This window comes from Acidovorax sp. 22279, from assembly GCF_052045435.1.
Classification (GTDB): domain Bacteria; phylum Pseudomonadota; class Gammaproteobacteria; order Burkholderiales; family Burkholderiaceae_C; genus Acidovorax; species Acidovorax delafieldii.
In genome coordinates, this window is sequence record NZ_JBQEOV010000012.1 from 69,936 (window position 1) to 85,012 (window position 15,077).

Below are 15,077 nucleotides of genomic sequence, written 5' to 3' on the forward strand. Positions count from 1 at the left end.
GACAGAGCCGGAACCGGCCCCGCAACAGTGTCAGAACAGCACGCGGCTGCGCAGGGTGCCGCTGACCTGGGCCAGCTTGTCCAGCGCCAGGTCGGACGAGGCGGCGTCGATGTCGATGACCACGTAGCCGATCTTCTCGTTGGTCTGCAGGTATTGGGCCGAGATGTTGATCTGGTTGTCGGAGAAGATGCGGTTGATCTCCGACAGCACGCCCGGCACGTTGCGGTGGATGTGCAGCAGACGGTGCTTGCCGGGGTGGGCGGGCAACGCCACCTCGGGAAAGTTGACCGACGAGGTGCTGGTGCCGTTGTCGCTGTATTTCACCAACTTTTCCGCGACTTCCAGGCCAATGTTGGCCTGCGCCTCCATGGTGGAGCCGCCGATGTGGGGAGTCAGGATCACGTTGTCCAGCCCGCGCAGGGGCGACACAAACTCATCCTTGTTGGTGCGCGGCTCGACCGGGAACACGTCGATGGCGGCGCCCAGCAGCTTCTTGGCCTGGAGCGCTGCAGCCAGCGCTTCAATATCCACCACCGTGCCCCGCGCGGCGTTGATGAGGATGCCGCCCGGCTTCATGGCCGCAATTTCGGCGGCGCCGATCATGCCCTCGGTGGAAGGCAGCTCGGGCACGTGCAGGCTCACGATGTCGCTCTGGCCCAGCAGATCGTGCAGGTGCTGCACCTGGCGGGCATTGCCCAGAGGCAGCTTGTTGACCACATCAAAGAAGGCCACGTGCATGCCCATGGCCTCGGCCAGTACCGACAGCTGGGTGCCGATGGAGCCGTAGCCCACGATGCCCAGGGTCTTGCCACGGATCTCATACGCGTTATCGGCGCTCTTGAGCCAGCCGCCCCGGTGGGCCACCGCGTTTTTCTCAGGCACGCCGCGCAGCAGCAGGATGGCTTCGGCCAGGACCAGTTCGGCCACCGAGCGGGTGTTGGAGTACGGCGCGTTGAACACCGCAATGCCGCGCTCGCGCGCCGCGTTCAGGTCCACCTGGTTGGTGCCAATACAAAAGCAGCCCACGGCCACCAGCTTATGGGCCTGGGCAAACACCTCTTCGGTGAGCTGGGTGCGCGAGCGAATGCCCACAAAGTGCACATCGGCGATCTTGCGCTTCAGTTCCTCGTCCGGCAGCGCACCGGACACCGTCTCGATCTGCGTATAGCCCGCCGCCCGGATCACATCCACCGCGGAGGAGTGAATGCCTTCGAGCAGCAGAAACTTGATCTTGTTCTTGTCGAGCGAATTGGTGGCCATGGCGATGAAGGAGAAGGGATAGGAGAGGGAAACGTCCGGCGCGCGACGGCGCGAACGAACAGAGGGTGCACACGCATGTGAACAGTCACCAGCATGGTGCATTGCACAAAACCTTGCAAGCCTCGGCAAATGCGCCACACCTTGTCACAAAAAGGTCACAATCGCACCCCTCACGGGTACCCCAAGGGGTTTCCCCGGTTGTTGCAGGGCGCGGGCTCATGCGACAACGACATATCAATGTCACAGAGGCTGCATAGCATCCGGCCCTTGTGCTTTTCGTCATCCTCGGAGGAAATATTCATGAAAACGAAGCTTCTGGCGGTCTGCGCTGCTGTTGCCATGTCGGTCTGCGCACCCGCGCAAGCACAGGCACCCATTGAGATCCAATGGTGGCACTCGATGAGTGCAGCGCTGGGCGACTGGGTCAATGACCTGGCCAAGCAATACAACGCCAGCCAATCCCAGTACAAGGTCGTGCCCACGTACAAGGGCCAGTATGACGAATCGATGACCGGCGCCATTGCCGCCTTCCGCGCTGGCAATGCCCCCCACATCCTGCAGGTGTTCGAAGTGGGCACCGCCACCATGATGGCCAGCAAGGGCGCCATCGTGCCTGCGGCCAAGGTGCTGAACGACGCGGGCTTCAAGTTTGAACCCACCGAGTATGTGTCCGCAGTGGCCGGTTACTACACCGCCCCCAACGGCCAGATGCTGAGCTACCCGCTCAATAGCTCGACCACGATCTTCTATTACAACAAGGACGCCTTCAAGAAGGCTGGTCTGGACGCCGACAAGCCGCCCAAGACCTGGCCCGAAGTGTTTGCCGCCGCCTCCAAGCTCAAGGCCAGCGGCCACAGCTGCCCGTTCACCACCAGCTGGGTGAGCTGGACGCAGCTGGAAAGCTTCTCGCTGTGGCACAACACCCTGTTCGCCTCCAAGAACAACGGCTTTGACGGCAACGACGCGCAATTGCAGATCAACACCCCGCTGCACGTTCGCCACTTCGAGAACCTGGCCAAGGCATCCAAGGAAGGCAGCTTTGTCTACAAGGGCCGCAACAACACGGCCGATGCGTCCTTCCCCTCTGGTGAATGCGCCATGATCACCGGCTCGTCGGGCCTGTACGCCCGCGTGGCCAAGGAAGCCAAGTTTGCCTACGGCATCTCCACCCTGCCTTACTACCCCGATGTGAAGGGTGCCCCACAGAACACCGCCATCGGTGGCGCCAGCCTGTGGGTGATGGCCGGCAAGAAGCCCGAGGAATACAAGGGCGTGGCCAGCTTCCTGAACTTCCTGAACGACACCAAGGTGCAGGCTGCCAGCCACCAGCGCACGGGCTACCTGCCTGTGACCATGGGCGCCTACAAGCTCACCGAGGCGTCTGGCTTCTATGACAAGAACCCCGGCACCGACGTGGCCGTGACGCAGATGATCCGCAAGGCCACCGACAAGTCGCGTGGCATCCGCCTGGGCAACTTCGTGCAGATCCGCTCGATCATCGACGAGGAAACCGAACAGATCTGGTCGGGCAAGAAGTCGCCCAAGGAAGCCCTGGACACCGCCGTGACACGTGGCAACGAGCAGCTGGCCCGCTTCGCACGCGCCAACAAGTAAGCACGGTCCACCATCTGTCGATGCCACCTGGCCACCCGGCTGGGCGGCATCGAAAGCCCGCCGCCCCGTCAACCAACTTGGTTCACGGGGCGGCGGGGTTTTCTTTTTGAGAGTTTCGTCATGGAAAAACGCGTACTTTTCCGCTCTGCATGGCTGCCCTGGGTGCTTCTGGCCCCCCAGCTGGTCATCATCAGCGTGTTCTTCTTCTGGCCCGCAGGCCAGGCCCTGGTGCAGTCGTTCCAGATGCAGGACAGCTTTGGCATGTCCACCGAATGGGTGGGGCTGGACAACTTCAAGGCCCTGTTTGAAGACCCGGGCTATCTCGCCTCGTTCAAGACCACGGCCTTCTTCTCGATCCTGGTGGCGGTGGTGGGCATCGGCCTGTCGCTGATCCTCGCGATCTTCGCCGACCGTATCATCAAGGGCGCCATCGTCTACAAGACCGCCCTGCTGCTGCCCTACGCCGTCGCCCCCGCGGTGGCAGGTGTGCTGTGGATGTTCATGTTCTCGCCCTCGCTGGGTGTGGTGGCCTACATGCTGCGCCAGTCGGGCTTTGACTGGAACCACATGCTCAACTCCGACCACGCGATGACGCTGATCGTGATTGCAGCGGTGTGGAAGCAGATCTCCTACAACTTCCTGTTTTTCCTCGCAGGTTTGCAGTCCATCCCCAAGTCGCTGATCGAAGCCGCCGCCATCGACGGTGCGGGCCCCTGGCGCCGGTTCTGGAGCATTCAGTTCCCGCTGCTGTCGCCCACCACGTTCTTCCTGCTGGTGATCAACGTCGTGTACGCGTTCTTCGACACCTTTGCCATCGTGGACTCGACCACCCAGGGCGGTCCCGGGCGCGATACCTCCATCCTGGTCTACAAGGTGTACCACGATGGTTTCAAGGCCATGGACATGGGCGGCTCGGCCGCGCAATCGGTGGTGCTGATGGCCATCGTGGTGGTGCTCACCGTCATTCAGTTCCGCTACGTTGAGAAAAAGGTTCAATACTAAAAATGGTCGAACGCAGCCCCTATCTCACCGCGTTCTCGCACCTCATCATGGTGCTGGGCGTGATCATCGTCGGCTTCCCGCTGTACCTGGCCTTTGTGGCCTCCACCCATACCGCACAGGACATCGTTCAGGTGCCCATGCCCATGGTGCCTGGCAGCAACTTCTGGCAGACCTACCACGACGCGCTGTTTGGCGGCGGCGCGGGTGCGGGCTCCACTGCGCCTGTGGCCCGCATGATGTGGGTGAGTTTTGTCACCGCCATGGTCATCACGGTGGGCAAGATCGCCATCTCGCTGCTGTCGGCGTTTGCCATCGTGTACTTCCGCTTCCCCTTCAAGGGTATCTGCTTCTGGCTGATCTTCATTACGCTGATGCTGCCCGTGGAGGTGCGCATCGGGCCTACCTACCAGGTCGTATCCAACCTGGGCATGCTCAACACCTACGCGGGCCTCACGGTGCCACTGATCGCCTCGGCCACCGCCACCTTCCTGTTCCGCCAGTTCTTCCTGACGGTGCCCGATGAGCTGGTGGAGGCCGCACGCGTGGACGGCGCCGGTCCGATGCGCTTTTTCAAGGACATCCTGGTGCCGCTGTCGCGCACTTCGGTTGCCGCACTGTTCGTGATCCAGTTCATCTACGGCTGGAACCAGTACCTGTGGCCGCTCTTGGTGACCACGTCCGAAGACATGTACCCGGTGGTCATCGGCATCAAGCGCATGCTGGCCGGTGGCGACGCAGGCAACGAATGGAACATCGTGATGGCCACGGCCCTCCTGGCCATGCTGCCGCCTGCCTTTGTGGTGGTGGTCATGCAACGCTGGTTCGTCAAGGGCCTGGTGGACACCGAAAAATAAGACAAAACTCCTGCAAGCGCTTGTTAAATAAGCCCCTGTAGCTATCAAATTCATTGCACATATGGCATCCCTCTCTCTTCGCAACATCGTCAAGCGCTACGGCGTGGGCCCCAAGGCCAACCAGGTCATCCACGGCGTGAACGCCGAGGTCAAGGACGGCGAGTTCGTCGTCATCGTTGGCCCCTCGGGCTGCGGCAAGTCCACCCTGCTGCGCATGGTCGCGGGCCTGGAAGAAATCTCCGGCGGCGAACTGCGTATTGGCGACCGTGTGGTCAACGACCTGGAACCCGCCCAGCGCGACATCGCGATGGTGTTCCAGAACTACGCGCTGTACCCGCACATGACGAACTTCGAGAACATGGCCTACGGCCTGAAGATCGCCAAGGTACCGAAGGAAGAGATCAAGGCGCGCGTCGACAAGGCCGCCAAGATCCTCGAACTGGGCCACCTGCTAGAGCGCAAGCCGCGCGAGCTGTCGGGCGGCCAGCGCCAGCGCGTGGCCATGGGCCGCGCCATCGTGCGCCAGCCCCAGGTGTTCCTGTTTGACGAGCCGCTGTCCAACCTGGACGCCAAGCTGCGCGCCCAGACCCGCCTCGAAATCCAGAAGCTGCACCGCGAACTGGGCATCACCAGCCTGTTCGTGACACACGACCAGGTCGAGGCCATGACGCTGGCCCAGCGCATGATCGTCATGAACGCGGGCAACATGGAGCAATTCGGCACGCCCGAAGAGGTCTACCACACGCCCGCCTCCACCTTCGTGGCCAGTTTCATCGGCTCGCCGCCGATGAACCTGCTCAAAAACGCACCAGGCGCCAAACCGGGCACCATTCTCGGCATCCGCCCGGAGCATCTGGATGTGCGCAGCGAGGGTTGGGCCGTTACCGTCGAAACTGTGGAGTTGCTGGGTGCCGAGCGCCTGATCTACGGCCGCATCAACGGCGAACAGATCATCGTGCGGGTAGAAGAAGGCACCCACGCGCCGCAGCCGGATGCGGTGATCCACGTCGTGCCCCGTCCCGACCGCCTGCACGCTTTCGATGCCACCACCGGTAAACGCATCCCCGACTGAGCCCGTGCAGCCGCCTGAAGCCGCCGGCACCGGGCGCGGGGTTCTGGCCACCGTGCCGGTGCTGGCCTCGCTGCACCTGGCGGAGACCCGGCAGTTCTACGTCGAGCGGCTGGGTTTCACCGCACTGCTGGAGATGGATAACTACCTGATCCTGCAGCGCGATGGCTGCGAGCTGCACTTTTGGCCCTGCACCGAGCGCCACATTGCAGAAAACACTTCGTGCTACGTGCGCGCAGACACTGGGTTGCTGCATGCGGATTTCACGGCACGCGGCCTGCAACTGGCACCTCCCACTGTCCAGCCCTGGGGCATGAAGGAGATGTATGTCATCGACCCCCATGGCAACCTGCTGAAATTTGGTGAACCCGCATGAGCGCACCCTCGTCTACCCTCGCCCCCTGGCCCTACCCCCGCTGGATCGCCCACCGCGGCGCGGGCAAGCTGGCCCCTGAGAACACCTTGGCCGCCTTCCGGCTGGGTGCCCAATACGGCTACCGCATGTTCGAGTGCGACGCCAAGCTCAGCAGCGACGGCGTGCCTTTTCTGATGCACGATGCCACGCTGGAGCGCACGACCAACGGCCACGGCACCGGCGGCGAACGGCCCTGGGCCCAGCTCACCCAGCTGGATGCAGGAGGCTGGCATTCCCGCAGCTACGCTGGCGAGCCCCTTCCCACACTGGAGAACCTGGCGCGCTACTGCATTGCCAACGGGTTTTTCCTGAACATCGAGATCAAGCCCACACCAGGCCAGGAAGAAGTTACCGGCCGCGTGGTGGGCGAATACGCCGCACGGCTGTGGCAAGGGCAGGCCGTGCCGCCCTTGTTCTCGTCGTTCAAGCCCGAGGCGTTGGCGGGCGCCATGGCCACCGCGCCCCACCTGCCCCGCGCGCTGCTTATCGACGCGCTGTGGGACGGGTGCTTTGACGAGGCTCAGGCGCTCGGCTGTGTGGCCATCGTGTGCAACCACGCGCTGTGGGACCCGGCCCTGGTGGCGCAAGTCCACGGCATGGGCATGCGCACGCTGAGCTACACGGTGAACGACGACTGGGCGGCGCAGCGCCTCATCGCGCTGGGCACGGACGGCATCATCACCGACCGCGTCGACTTCTTCTCGCCCGCCACGCCGTAGGGCGCACCTTCCAACCAACCCCGCCCCAAGCCAGCGCCACCGGGGACCGGGTTTGCCGGGCCACCGATGGAGTCCCCCTGCAGGGCGAAGGCGCACAGCGCCTCAGGGGGTCAATCGAGTTTCGCGCCAGACTTCTTGACGGCGTCGGCCCAGCGGGGCATCTCCGAGGCCAGGAACTTGGCAAAGTCGTCCGCACCCAAAAATGCCGGATCGGCCCCCTGGCTCACCATGCGATTGCGCACATCGGGCATCTGCAACACCTGGCCAAAGGCGTCACTGAGCTTGTTGACCACGTCTTTGGGTGTGCCTGCAGGGGCCAGAAAGCCATAGAAGCCCACCACCTCAAAGCCCTTGATGCCGCTCTCGATCACCGTGGGCACTTCGGGCAGCGCGGGGTTGCGCTCCTTGCTGGTCACGGCCAGGGCACGTACCTTGCCCTGCTTGTGGTACGACGCGGCCTGCGGAATGCTCTCGGCCATGAACTGCACCTGCCCGCCCATGAGGTCGGTGAATGCCGGAGCGCTGCCCCGGTAGGGGATGTGCACCATGAACAGGCCCGTGGCGGTCTTGAACATCTCGGGCACCAGGTGGCTGATGCCGCCGTTGCCCGCCGAGCCAAAGTTGACCTGACCGGGCCGCGACTTGGCATAGGCCATGAACTCCTGCAGATTCTTGGCGGGCACGCTGGTGTTGACCAGCAAGGCCAGCGGCTGCATGGCCGTGCGCGCCACGGGCACAAAGTCCTTGAGGGTGGCATAGGGCAGGCGGCTGTACAGCGCGGGGTTGATGACCATCACCCCCGTGTTGGCCAGCATGATGGTGTGGCCGTCAGGGGGCGCTTTCATCACCTCCTGCGCGCCCACGGTGCCACCGGCTCCGGCCTTGTAGTCCATCACCACCGGCTGGCCCAGCACGGTTTGCAGCTTGTCGGACAGCAGGCGCGCATGCTGGTCCAGAGGCCCGCCGGCAGGGAAGCCCACCACGATACGGATGGGCTTGGACGGAAACGCCTGCGCTTGCACGGCGGCAGCAAAGGCCAGGCCTGCGGCCAGGGTGATGCAGGTACGCAGCAGCTTCATGGGGTTGTCTCCAGCATTGGTTGTGGGTGTACGGGGGGTTCGCTAGTTCCGTCAGAGCGGGCCATGGCAACCGTCCTGGAAGGTGTAAAGAGGCTATCAGACACCAGGGCGCGACAGCCCTCCAGATCACCTCTCGCAAACCCTCAAAACACGTGACGGCTTGCTGAAAGCTTCAAGCCTTCCAGCCCCGCACCAGCACCCACTGGCAAGTGGCGCAGGCCACCACCAGCGCGGCATAGGTGAGCATCTTGCCGTCACGTCCCCACAGCACCAGCCCTGCCGCGAGCACCGCCACCCCCACGGCAAACAGAATCGCCCAACGCAGCCACACAGACATCGCAGAGGCACTGCGGGAGCCCACCAGACGGCCCGAAAGCACCAACACCAGCGCCATGGCGGCAGCGGGTGCGACAAAGTTGAGGAGGTGGTTGACGATGTCCAGCGGACCCATGGAATTGACCCAAATCAAGGCTTGAACAAGCAAGGCCGCCTGTTCGGGCCAACAATTTTATAATTGCAGCTTATGGCAGTCTGGGCCCTCGGCATCAACCACACCACCGCGCCGCTCGATCTGCGCGGCCGGTTTGCGTTTGCGCTCGATCAGATCGCCCCCACATTGCACGGTTTGCGCCAGTCGCTGGGCAACTCTGGCGGCGCTGCCAGCCGCCACCCCGGGGTGGAAACCGCCATCATCTCCACCTGCAATCGCACCGAAATTTACTGTGCCGGCGACCAGCCCGCAGTGGACCACACGCTGGGCTGGCTGGCCCACAGCGGCGGCGTGAGCCCCGCGCTGCTGCGCTCGCACTCCTACACGCTGGAAGACAGCCTCGTCGCACGCCACGCCTTCCGCGTGGCCAGCGGGCTCGATTCCATGGTGCTGGGCGAGGCCCAGATCCTGGGCCAGATGAAAGACGCGGTGCGCGCCGCCGAGACGGCCGGCGCTTTAGGCACCACGCTCAACCAGCTGTTCCAGCGCAGCTTTGCCGTGGCCAAGGAGGTGCGCACCAGCACCGAGATCGGCGCACACAGCATCAGCATGGCAGCCGCCGCCGTGCGCCTGGCCAGCCAGCTGTTTGAAGACCTCTCCAAGATCCGCGTGCTGTTCGTCGGCGCGGGCGAGATGATCGAGCTGTGCGCCACGCACTTCGCCGCCAAGAACCCCAAGCAGATCGCCATTGCCAACCGCACGCTGGAACGCGGCGAAAAGCTCGCCACCCGCTTTGGCGGCGAGGTGATGCGCCTGGCCGACCTGCCCGAGCGCTTGCACGAATTCGACGCCGTCATCAGCTGCACCGCCAGCAGCCTGCCCATCATCGGCCTGGGTGCCGTGGAGCGCGCCCTCAAGAAGCGCCGCCACCGCCCCATGTTCATGGTCGATCTGGCCGTGCCTCGCGACATCGAACCCGAGGTCAAGGCCCTGGGCGACGTGTACCTGTACACCGTGGACGACCTGGCCACTGTGGTGCAGACCGCGCAAGCCAACCGCCAGGCCGCCGTGGCGCAGGCCGAGGCCATCATCGACGCGGGCGTGCAGAGCTTCATGCACTGGATGGAGCTGCGCAGCCCCGCCGCCGCCGAGGGGGGCGTGGTGCCGCTGATCCAGCAGCTCAACGCCCAGACGGACGAATGGCGCGCGCTGGAAATCGCGCGCGCCAAGAAGCTGCTGGCCAAGGGCGAGGACGTGGACGCCGTGCTCGAAGCGCTCTCGCGCGGCCTCACACAGAAAATGCTGCACGGCACCCTGGCCGAGCTGCGCGCGGGCGACGCAGAGATGCGCGCCCAGACGGCCCAGACCGTCTCGCGCCTGTTCCTGCGCTCGCAAAGCAAGACGCCCAACAACAACGGACTGTAGCGGTGCTCGCCCGCTCCACAGCCGTCCCGATTTGAGCCAAATCGGCCCCAGGCGCATGATTTACATGCACCACCAGCTACCAAATCTGTAGCAAACCCCTTTTCCAAAATTCCATGAAACCCTTTCTCCGAAGCCAGCTGGAGCGCTACGCACAGCGCCTGGGCGAACTCGACTTCCTGCTCTCGCGCGAAGACATCATGAGCGACATGGCGCAGTACCGGCGCATCTCCGTCGAGCATGCCGAGGTCACGCAGGTCGCCGGCCGCTACGCCCGCTACCAGCAGCGTGAGGCCGACCTGGCGGGTGCGCGCGAGATGCTGGCCGACCCCGACATGGCCGAGATGGCACAAGAAGAAATCACCAGTGCCGAGGCCGAACTGCTGCAACTGGAAGACGAACTGCAGCGCCTGCTTTTACCGAAGGACCCCGACGACACCCGCAACGCGTTTGTGGAAATCCGCGCGGGCACGGGTGGTGACGAATCCGCCCTGTTCGCAGGCGACCTCACCCGCATGTACACCCGCTACGCCGCCACCGTGGGCTGGAAGGTGGAGGTGGTGAGCGAGAACGCCGCCGAGCTCGGCGGCTACAAGGAAATCGTGCTGCGCATAGAGGGTGACCATGTTTACGGGGCTCTCAAATTCGAATCCGGCGGCCACCGCGTGCAGCGCGTGCCCGCCACCGAAACCCAGGGCCGCATCCACACCAGCGCCTGCACCGTGGCCGTGATGCCCGAGCCCGACGAGCACGAGGCCATCAAGCTCAACCCGGCAGACCTGCGCATCGACACCTTTCGCGCCAGCGGCGCCGGTGGCCAGCACATCAACAAGACCGACTCGGCCGTGCGCGTGGTGCACTTGCCCACCGGCATCGTGGCCGAATGCCAGGACGGCCGCAGCCAGCACAGCAACAAGGCCAAGGCGCTGCAGGTACTGCAGGCGCGCATCCAGGAGAAAGAGCGCAGCGAACGCGCCGCCAAGGAGGCCGCGCTGCGCAAGGGCCTGATCGGCAGCGGCGACCGCAGCGACCGCATCCGCACCTACAACTTCCCGCAGGGGCGCCTGACTGACCACCGCATCAACCTCACGCTGTACAAGCTGCTGGCCGTGATGGAAGGCGACCTGGGCGATGTGCTGCAGGCCCTGCAGCATGCCCGCGAGGCCGAGCAGCTTGAAGAGCTGGAAATGGGTTCCAACGGTTAAGCACAGAAAAATATGGGTCAAACTGGCTGATAGCGCATGATTCATATGCCTTTGCAGCTATCAAAACAATAGTGAACAACACCGCCTCTCCCACCCTTGCCCAGGCCTTGGCGCAAGCCCACACCCTGGGCCTGCAACGCATCGACGCGCAACTGCTGCTGCTGCATGCCTTGGGCCGCCCTGATGCTGGCCGTGCCTGGCTGCTGGCGCACGATACCGACGCACTGGACGAGACCACACACACCCAGTTCATTGCCCTGTGCCAGCGCCGCGTGGCGGGCGAGCCCGTGGCCTACCTCACCGGCCGCAAGGAGTTCTACGGCCTGCCGCTGCAGGTGGACGCGCGCGTGCTGGACCCGCGCCCCGACACCGAAACCCTGGTGGACTGGGCGCTGGAGGTGATCGCCCCGCTGGCATCGCCCCGCGTGGTGGACCTGGGCACCGGCAGCGGTGCCATTGCCCTGGCGCTGCAAAGTCAGCGCACCGACGCCCAGGTGCTGGCGGTAGATGCCAGTGCCGATGCCCTGGCTGTAGCGCAGGCCAACGCTGAGCGACTGGGCCTGCCCGTGCAGTTTCAGCAGGCCAACTGGCTGATGGGAGTGGAGGGGCCATTCGACGCCATCGTCTCCAATCCGCCCTACATCGCCAGCGCCGACCCACACCTGGCCGCGCTGACCCACGAGCCCCTGCAAGCCCTGGCCAGCGGCGCGGACGGCCTCGAAGACATCCGCGCCATCGTCTCCCAGGCGCCCGCCCACCTGCGGCCGGGCGGCTGGCTGCTGCTGGAGCATGGCTACGACCAGGCAGACGCCGTGCAGGCGCTGCTTGCCGCCCAGGGCTTTGTGCGGGTACAAAGCCGCAATGACCTTGCCGACATCGCACGCTGCACAGGCGGGCAATGGCCGACAGTGAAATAATCCCTCCATCGCGGGCCCTCAGCATCCATTCGCCCGCAGCCTCTTTCAAGGAGTTTTCCCATGAGCGACACCCAACAACGCATCGACGGCCTCGTCAAATCCAGCGACATCCTGCTGTTCATGAAGGGCAGCGCCAGCTTCCCCATGTGTGGCTTCTCCGGCCGCGCCATCCAGATCCTCAAGGCCTGTGGCGTGGACCCGAAGAGCGTGGTCACCGTCAACGTGCTCGAAGACGACGAAATTCGCCAGGGCATCAAGGAATACAGCAACTGGCCCACGATCCCGCAGCTGTATGTGAAGGGCGAGTTCATCGGCGGCTCGGACATCATGATGGAGATGTATGAGTCGGGCGAACTCAAGCAAGTGCTGGGCACCGAGGGCTGATCGAAGCGACCCTTGCCTCACCCGCCATCAGGCCGCCTTCGGGCGGCCTTTTTGTTTGCCCGCAACAGAGGCACCAATCAGGGGCTTTTCCGATGGAGCAGCGGGCATGTTGTGTGCTTGAATGATTGCGTGACGTAACCCTCACAGGAGCATGCAATGACCAGCCATAGCCTTGTTCCCCAGCCACCTGCCCTGCGCCTGCCGGTGGCCCAGATGCGCAATGTGTTCCACCCGGGCGATGTCGAACGCAAGCTCGCTCGCCTGCAGGAGTCCGGCAACCAGAGGGAATACGAAACCCTGCGCACCGTGTACGAACGCATGCTGGAGCGCGGCCCGGAGCGTTTTCAGGTCAAGCCCTCGGGCATCCCCGACATGGCCAGCCTGTACGAGCAGTTGCCCAACTTCACCGAGGTGCTGGACGACGTGAAGCGCCACGTGGCGCTGGCGCAGGACAGCAGCGATGGCCTGGAGGTCACACCCATGCTGCTGCTGGGCCCCCCCGGCATCGGCAAGACCCACTTCGCACGCCACCTGGCCGAGCTGCTGGGTACGGGCATGAACCTGCTGCCCATGAGTTCCATGACCGCAGGCTGGCTGCTGTCGGGCTCGTCGGCGCAGTGGAAGGGCGCGCGCCCTGGCAAGGTGTTCGAGGCACTGGTGGAGGGCGAATATGCCAACCCGGTCATCGTGGTGGACGAGATCGACAAGGCCAGCAGCGATGCGCAGTACGACCCGCTGGGTGCGCTGTACAGCTTGCTGGAGTACGACACCGCCCAGAGCTTTACCGATGAGTTTGCCGAGGTGGCCATCGACGCGAGCCAGGTCATCTGGATTACCACCGCGAACGACACACGCGGCATTCCCGATCCCATCCTGAACCGCATGAACGTGTTCGAGGTGGAGGCGCCCACGCTGGAGCAGGCCCGCACCATTGCGCGCAACCTGTACCAGGGCATCCGCGCGGGGCACGACTGGGGCCGCCTGCTGGACCCGGAGCCGACGGACGACGTGCTGGACCACCTGGCACAGATGCCCCCGCGCGAAATGCGGCGGGCGCTGATGATGGGTTTCGGCAACGCGCGGCTGGACCGCCGGTCCACGGTCGAGATCACCGACCTGCCGAAGGCCGCCACGGGGCGCAGCCGGATTGGCTTTGTGCAGTAGTCGCGCGATGCAGTCGGCCGCACTGTAGCGCCACCCGCCCCCTGCCACACCATGCAGTGGCATGAGGCGGTAGGGGGCATGCGTCACAAGGCGCGCCAGCGAGCCCGTGTGCAAGGTGCCCAGATACACTTGGTGGCCCGGTGTACCGCTGCACTCCGGTTCCGCCTTCGTCCCATGACCCTGTCCCAAAGCCTCTTCGTGATCGGGCTGCTGATTGCAGCCAGCGCCTTTTTCTCCATGGCCGAGATTTCGCTCGCGGCCGCCCGCCGCCTGCGCCTGCGCCAGATGGCCGATGAAGGCGACGCGCGTGCGGACCGGGTGCTGCGCATGCAGGAGCAGCCGGGCGACTACTTCACGGTGGTGCAGGTAGGGCAGAACGCCGTGGCCATCCTGGGCGGCATCGTGGGCGAAGGTGCGCTGAGCCCGCATTTCAGCGAGCTGTTTGCGCTGTGGATGTCGGGGCCCACGGCCGAGCGGGCGGGGTTCCTGGCGTCTTTCCTCATCATTACCTCGCTGTTCATCCTGTTTGCCGATCTGTTCCCCAAACGCCTGGGCATGGCAGAGCCCGAGCGGCTGGTGGTGCGGCTGGCACAGCCCATGGCCTGGTGCATGACGCTGTTGCGGCCGCTGGTGTGGTTCTACAGTCGGGGGGCCGACGCGCTGTTCCGCCTGTTGGGCTTGTCCTCACTGCGCGATGACCGCATCACGTCAGACGATATCCTGGCCATGATGGAGGCAGGCGCGCGTGCCGGGGTGCTGGCGGCGCGCGAGCAGCAGGTCATCACCAACGTGTTTGAGTTGGACACGCGCACAGTATCCAGCGCCATGTCGCCGCGCGACCGCATTGCATTTTTTCTGCGCGACGAGCCCGACTCGGTCATCCGCCTGCGCATCGCTGCCGAGCCGTTTTCGACCTACCCGGTGTGCGAAGGCGACATCGACCACGTGGTGGGCTATGTGGATGCCAAGGATCTGTTCCAGCGCGTGCTGAACAACCAGCCGATTTCGCTGGCCGACGACAGCCTGGTGCGCAAGGTGCTGATCGTGCCCGACCGGCTGACCCTGTCGGAGGTGCTGGAGCAGTTCCGCCAAGTCCACGAGGACTTTGCCGTCATCGTGAACGAGTACAGCCTGGTGGTCGGTGTGGTCACGCTCAACGATGTCATGAGCACCGTGATGGGTGACCTGGTGGGCCCGGCGGACGAAGAGCAGATCGTGCGACGGGATGAGAACTCCTGGCTCATCGATGGGGTCACCCCCATTGAGGATGTGCTGCACGCCCTGTCGCTGGACGAGCTGCCGCACACCGGCGAGTACGAAACCCTGGCGGGCTTCCTGATGGTGATGCTGCGCCGCGTGCCACGCCGTACTGACAGCGTGAGCTGGGGCGGCTACAAGTTTGAGGTGCTGGACGTGGACAGCTACCGCATCGATCAGGTCATGGTCTCCAGGCTGGGCGGAGTCCCTGGTGCATCGGCCCCGAGCCCGTCAGCACCGACGGGAACCGCCGTGGAGTGACCAAGGCGCGGCCCGTGTCACCGCC

General features: G+C 64.4%; 15 protein-coding genes. 12 read left to right on the forward strand and 3 right to left on the reverse strand.

The features are described 5' to 3' along the window. Positions 1–30 precede the first annotated feature (30 nt). Complete coding sequence (serA, locus tag ACTJKQ_RS16430) at positions 31–1,260, reverse strand: phosphoglycerate dehydrogenase (protein WP_056747288.1); 1,230 nt, start codon at positions 1,258–1,260, stop codon at positions 31–33. A gap of 300 nt (positions 1,261–1,560) precedes the next feature. On the opposite strand from serA, the gene ugpB reads away from it, so the two are divergent. From ugpB to ugpQ, 6 genes are all read left to right on the forward strand, one after another. Next, positions 1,561–2,874 (forward strand): sn-glycerol-3-phosphate ABC transporter substrate-binding protein UgpB, encoded by a 1,314-nt coding sequence (gene ugpB / locus ACTJKQ_RS16435; RefSeq protein WP_056060369.1) that lies wholly within the window; start codon positions 1,561–1,563, stop codon positions 2,872–2,874. Positions 2,875–2,994: 120 nt separating this feature from the next. Then, a complete protein-coding gene (gene ugpA, locus ACTJKQ_RS16440) occupies positions 2,995–3,876 on the forward strand; it encodes a sn-glycerol-3-phosphate ABC transporter permease UgpA (protein ID WP_015012736.1) in 882 nt (293 codons plus the stop codon). A gap of 2 nt (positions 3,877–3,878) precedes the next feature. Beyond that, positions 3,879–4,730, forward strand: a complete 852-nt coding sequence (gene ugpE / locus ACTJKQ_RS16445) for a sn-glycerol-3-phosphate ABC transporter permease UgpE (RefSeq protein WP_056060366.1) — start codon at positions 3,879–3,881, stop codon at positions 4,728–4,730. 61 nt (positions 4,731–4,791) lie between these two features. Continuing rightward, positions 4,792–5,802 (forward strand): sn-glycerol-3-phosphate import ATP-binding protein UgpC, encoded by a 1,011-nt coding sequence (locus ACTJKQ_RS16450; protein WP_056060362.1) that lies wholly within the window; start codon positions 4,792–4,794, stop codon positions 5,800–5,802. A gap of 4 nt (positions 5,803–5,806) precedes the next feature. Then, entirely contained in the window at positions 5,807–6,175 is a 369-nt protein-coding gene (locus ACTJKQ_RS16455) for a bleomycin resistance protein (RefSeq protein ID WP_395456219.1), read from the forward strand. Then, the gene (ugpQ, locus tag ACTJKQ_RS16460; protein ID WP_440597456.1) at positions 6,172–6,933 is read left to right on the forward strand and encodes a glycerophosphodiester phosphodiesterase; all 762 of its coding nucleotides are present in this window, start codon (positions 6,172–6,174) and stop codon (positions 6,931–6,933) included. The genes ACTJKQ_RS16455 and ugpQ overlap by 4 nt, the downstream gene beginning before the upstream one ends. Positions 6,934–7,043: 110 nt before the next feature. Here ugpQ and ACTJKQ_RS16465 read toward each other — a convergent pair whose 3' ends face one another. Together ACTJKQ_RS16465 and ACTJKQ_RS16470 are read right to left on the reverse strand one after the other, a co-directional pair. Further along, positions 7,044–8,012 carry a Bug family tripartite tricarboxylate transporter substrate binding protein gene (locus ACTJKQ_RS16465; RefSeq protein ID WP_108498338.1) on the reverse strand — a complete coding sequence of 323 codons (969 nt, stop codon included), beginning with the start codon at positions 8,010–8,012 and terminating at the stop codon, positions 7,044–7,046. 172 nt (positions 8,013–8,184) lie between these two features. Further along, positions 8,185–8,463 carry a hypothetical protein gene (locus ACTJKQ_RS16470; protein WP_056060351.1) on the reverse strand — a complete coding sequence of 93 codons (279 nt, stop codon included), beginning with the start codon at positions 8,461–8,463 and terminating at the stop codon, positions 8,185–8,187. A 72-nt stretch (positions 8,464–8,535) separates the two neighbouring features. On the opposite strand from ACTJKQ_RS16470, the gene hemA reads away from it, so the two are divergent. The 6 genes from hemA (at position 8,536) to ACTJKQ_RS16500 (ending at position 15,052) form a co-directional block, all read left to right on the forward strand. Beyond that, positions 8,536–9,867, forward strand: coding sequence for a glutamyl-tRNA reductase (gene hemA / locus ACTJKQ_RS16475; RefSeq protein WP_108498337.1), 1,332 nt, complete (start codon positions 8,536–8,538; stop codon positions 9,865–9,867). 113 nt (positions 9,868–9,980) lie between these two features. After that, the gene (prfA, locus tag ACTJKQ_RS16480) at positions 9,981–11,069 is read left to right on the forward strand and encodes a peptide chain release factor 1 (protein ID WP_440597457.1); all 1,089 of its coding nucleotides are present in this window, start codon (positions 9,981–9,983) and stop codon (positions 11,067–11,069) included. 71 nt (positions 11,070–11,140) lie between these two features. Continuing rightward, entirely contained in the window at positions 11,141–11,986 is an 846-nt protein-coding gene (gene prmC / locus ACTJKQ_RS16485; RefSeq protein WP_440597458.1) for a peptide chain release factor N(5)-glutamine methyltransferase, read from the forward strand. 60 nt (positions 11,987–12,046) lie between these two features. Continuing rightward, entirely contained in the window at positions 12,047–12,370 is a 324-nt protein-coding gene (gene grxD / locus ACTJKQ_RS16490) for a Grx4 family monothiol glutaredoxin (protein ID WP_056060339.1), read from the forward strand. A gap of 156 nt (positions 12,371–12,526) precedes the next feature. After that, positions 12,527–13,534 carry an AAA family ATPase gene (locus ACTJKQ_RS16495; RefSeq protein ID WP_440597459.1) on the forward strand — a complete coding sequence of 336 codons (1,008 nt, stop codon included), beginning with the start codon at positions 12,527–12,529 and terminating at the stop codon, positions 13,532–13,534. 174 nt (positions 13,535–13,708) lie between these two features. Next, on the forward strand, positions 13,709–15,052 hold the full coding sequence (locus ACTJKQ_RS16500; RefSeq protein ID WP_440597460.1) for a hemolysin family protein: 1,344 nt from the start codon (positions 13,709–13,711) through the stop codon (positions 15,050–15,052). The last annotated feature ends 25 nt before the right edge of the window (positions 15,053–15,077 follow it).

Bases quoted from the DNA above. Each gene is read 5' to 3' on its own strand.
- serA (WP_056747288.1), bottom strand. From the start codon at position 1,260: ATGGCCACCAATTCGCTCGACAAGAACAAGATCAAGTTTCTGCTGCTC.
- ugpB (WP_056060369.1), top strand. From the start codon at position 1,561: ATGAAAACGAAGCTTCTGGCGGTCTGCGCTGCTGTTGCCATGTCGGTC.
- ugpA (WP_015012736.1), top strand. From the start codon at position 2,995: ATGGAAAAACGCGTACTTTTCCGCTCTGCATGGCTGCCCTGGGTGCTT.
- ugpE (WP_056060366.1), top strand. From the start codon at position 3,879: ATGGTCGAACGCAGCCCCTATCTCACCGCGTTCTCGCACCTCATCATG.
- ACTJKQ_RS16450 (WP_056060362.1), top strand. From the start codon at position 4,792: ATGGCATCCCTCTCTCTTCGCAACATCGTCAAGCGCTACGGCGTGGGC.
- ugpQ (WP_440597456.1), top strand. From the start codon at position 6,172: ATGAGCGCACCCTCGTCTACCCTCGCCCCCTGGCCCTACCCCCGCTGG.
- ACTJKQ_RS16465 (WP_108498338.1), bottom strand. From the start codon at position 8,012: ATGAAGCTGCTGCGTACCTGCATCACCCTGGCCGCAGGCCTGGCCTTT.
- ACTJKQ_RS16470 (WP_056060351.1), bottom strand. From the start codon at position 8,463: ATGGGTCCGCTGGACATCGTCAACCACCTCCTCAACTTTGTCGCACCC.
- hemA (WP_108498337.1), top strand. From the start codon at position 8,536: ATGGCAGTCTGGGCCCTCGGCATCAACCACACCACCGCGCCGCTCGAT.
- prfA (WP_440597457.1), top strand. From the start codon at position 9,981: ATGAAACCCTTTCTCCGAAGCCAGCTGGAGCGCTACGCACAGCGCCTG.
- grxD (WP_056060339.1), top strand. From the start codon at position 12,047: ATGAGCGACACCCAACAACGCATCGACGGCCTCGTCAAATCCAGCGAC.
- ACTJKQ_RS16495 (WP_440597459.1), top strand. From the start codon at position 12,527: ATGACCAGCCATAGCCTTGTTCCCCAGCCACCTGCCCTGCGCCTGCCG.
- ACTJKQ_RS16500 (WP_440597460.1), top strand. From the start codon at position 13,709: ATGACCCTGTCCCAAAGCCTCTTCGTGATCGGGCTGCTGATTGCAGCC.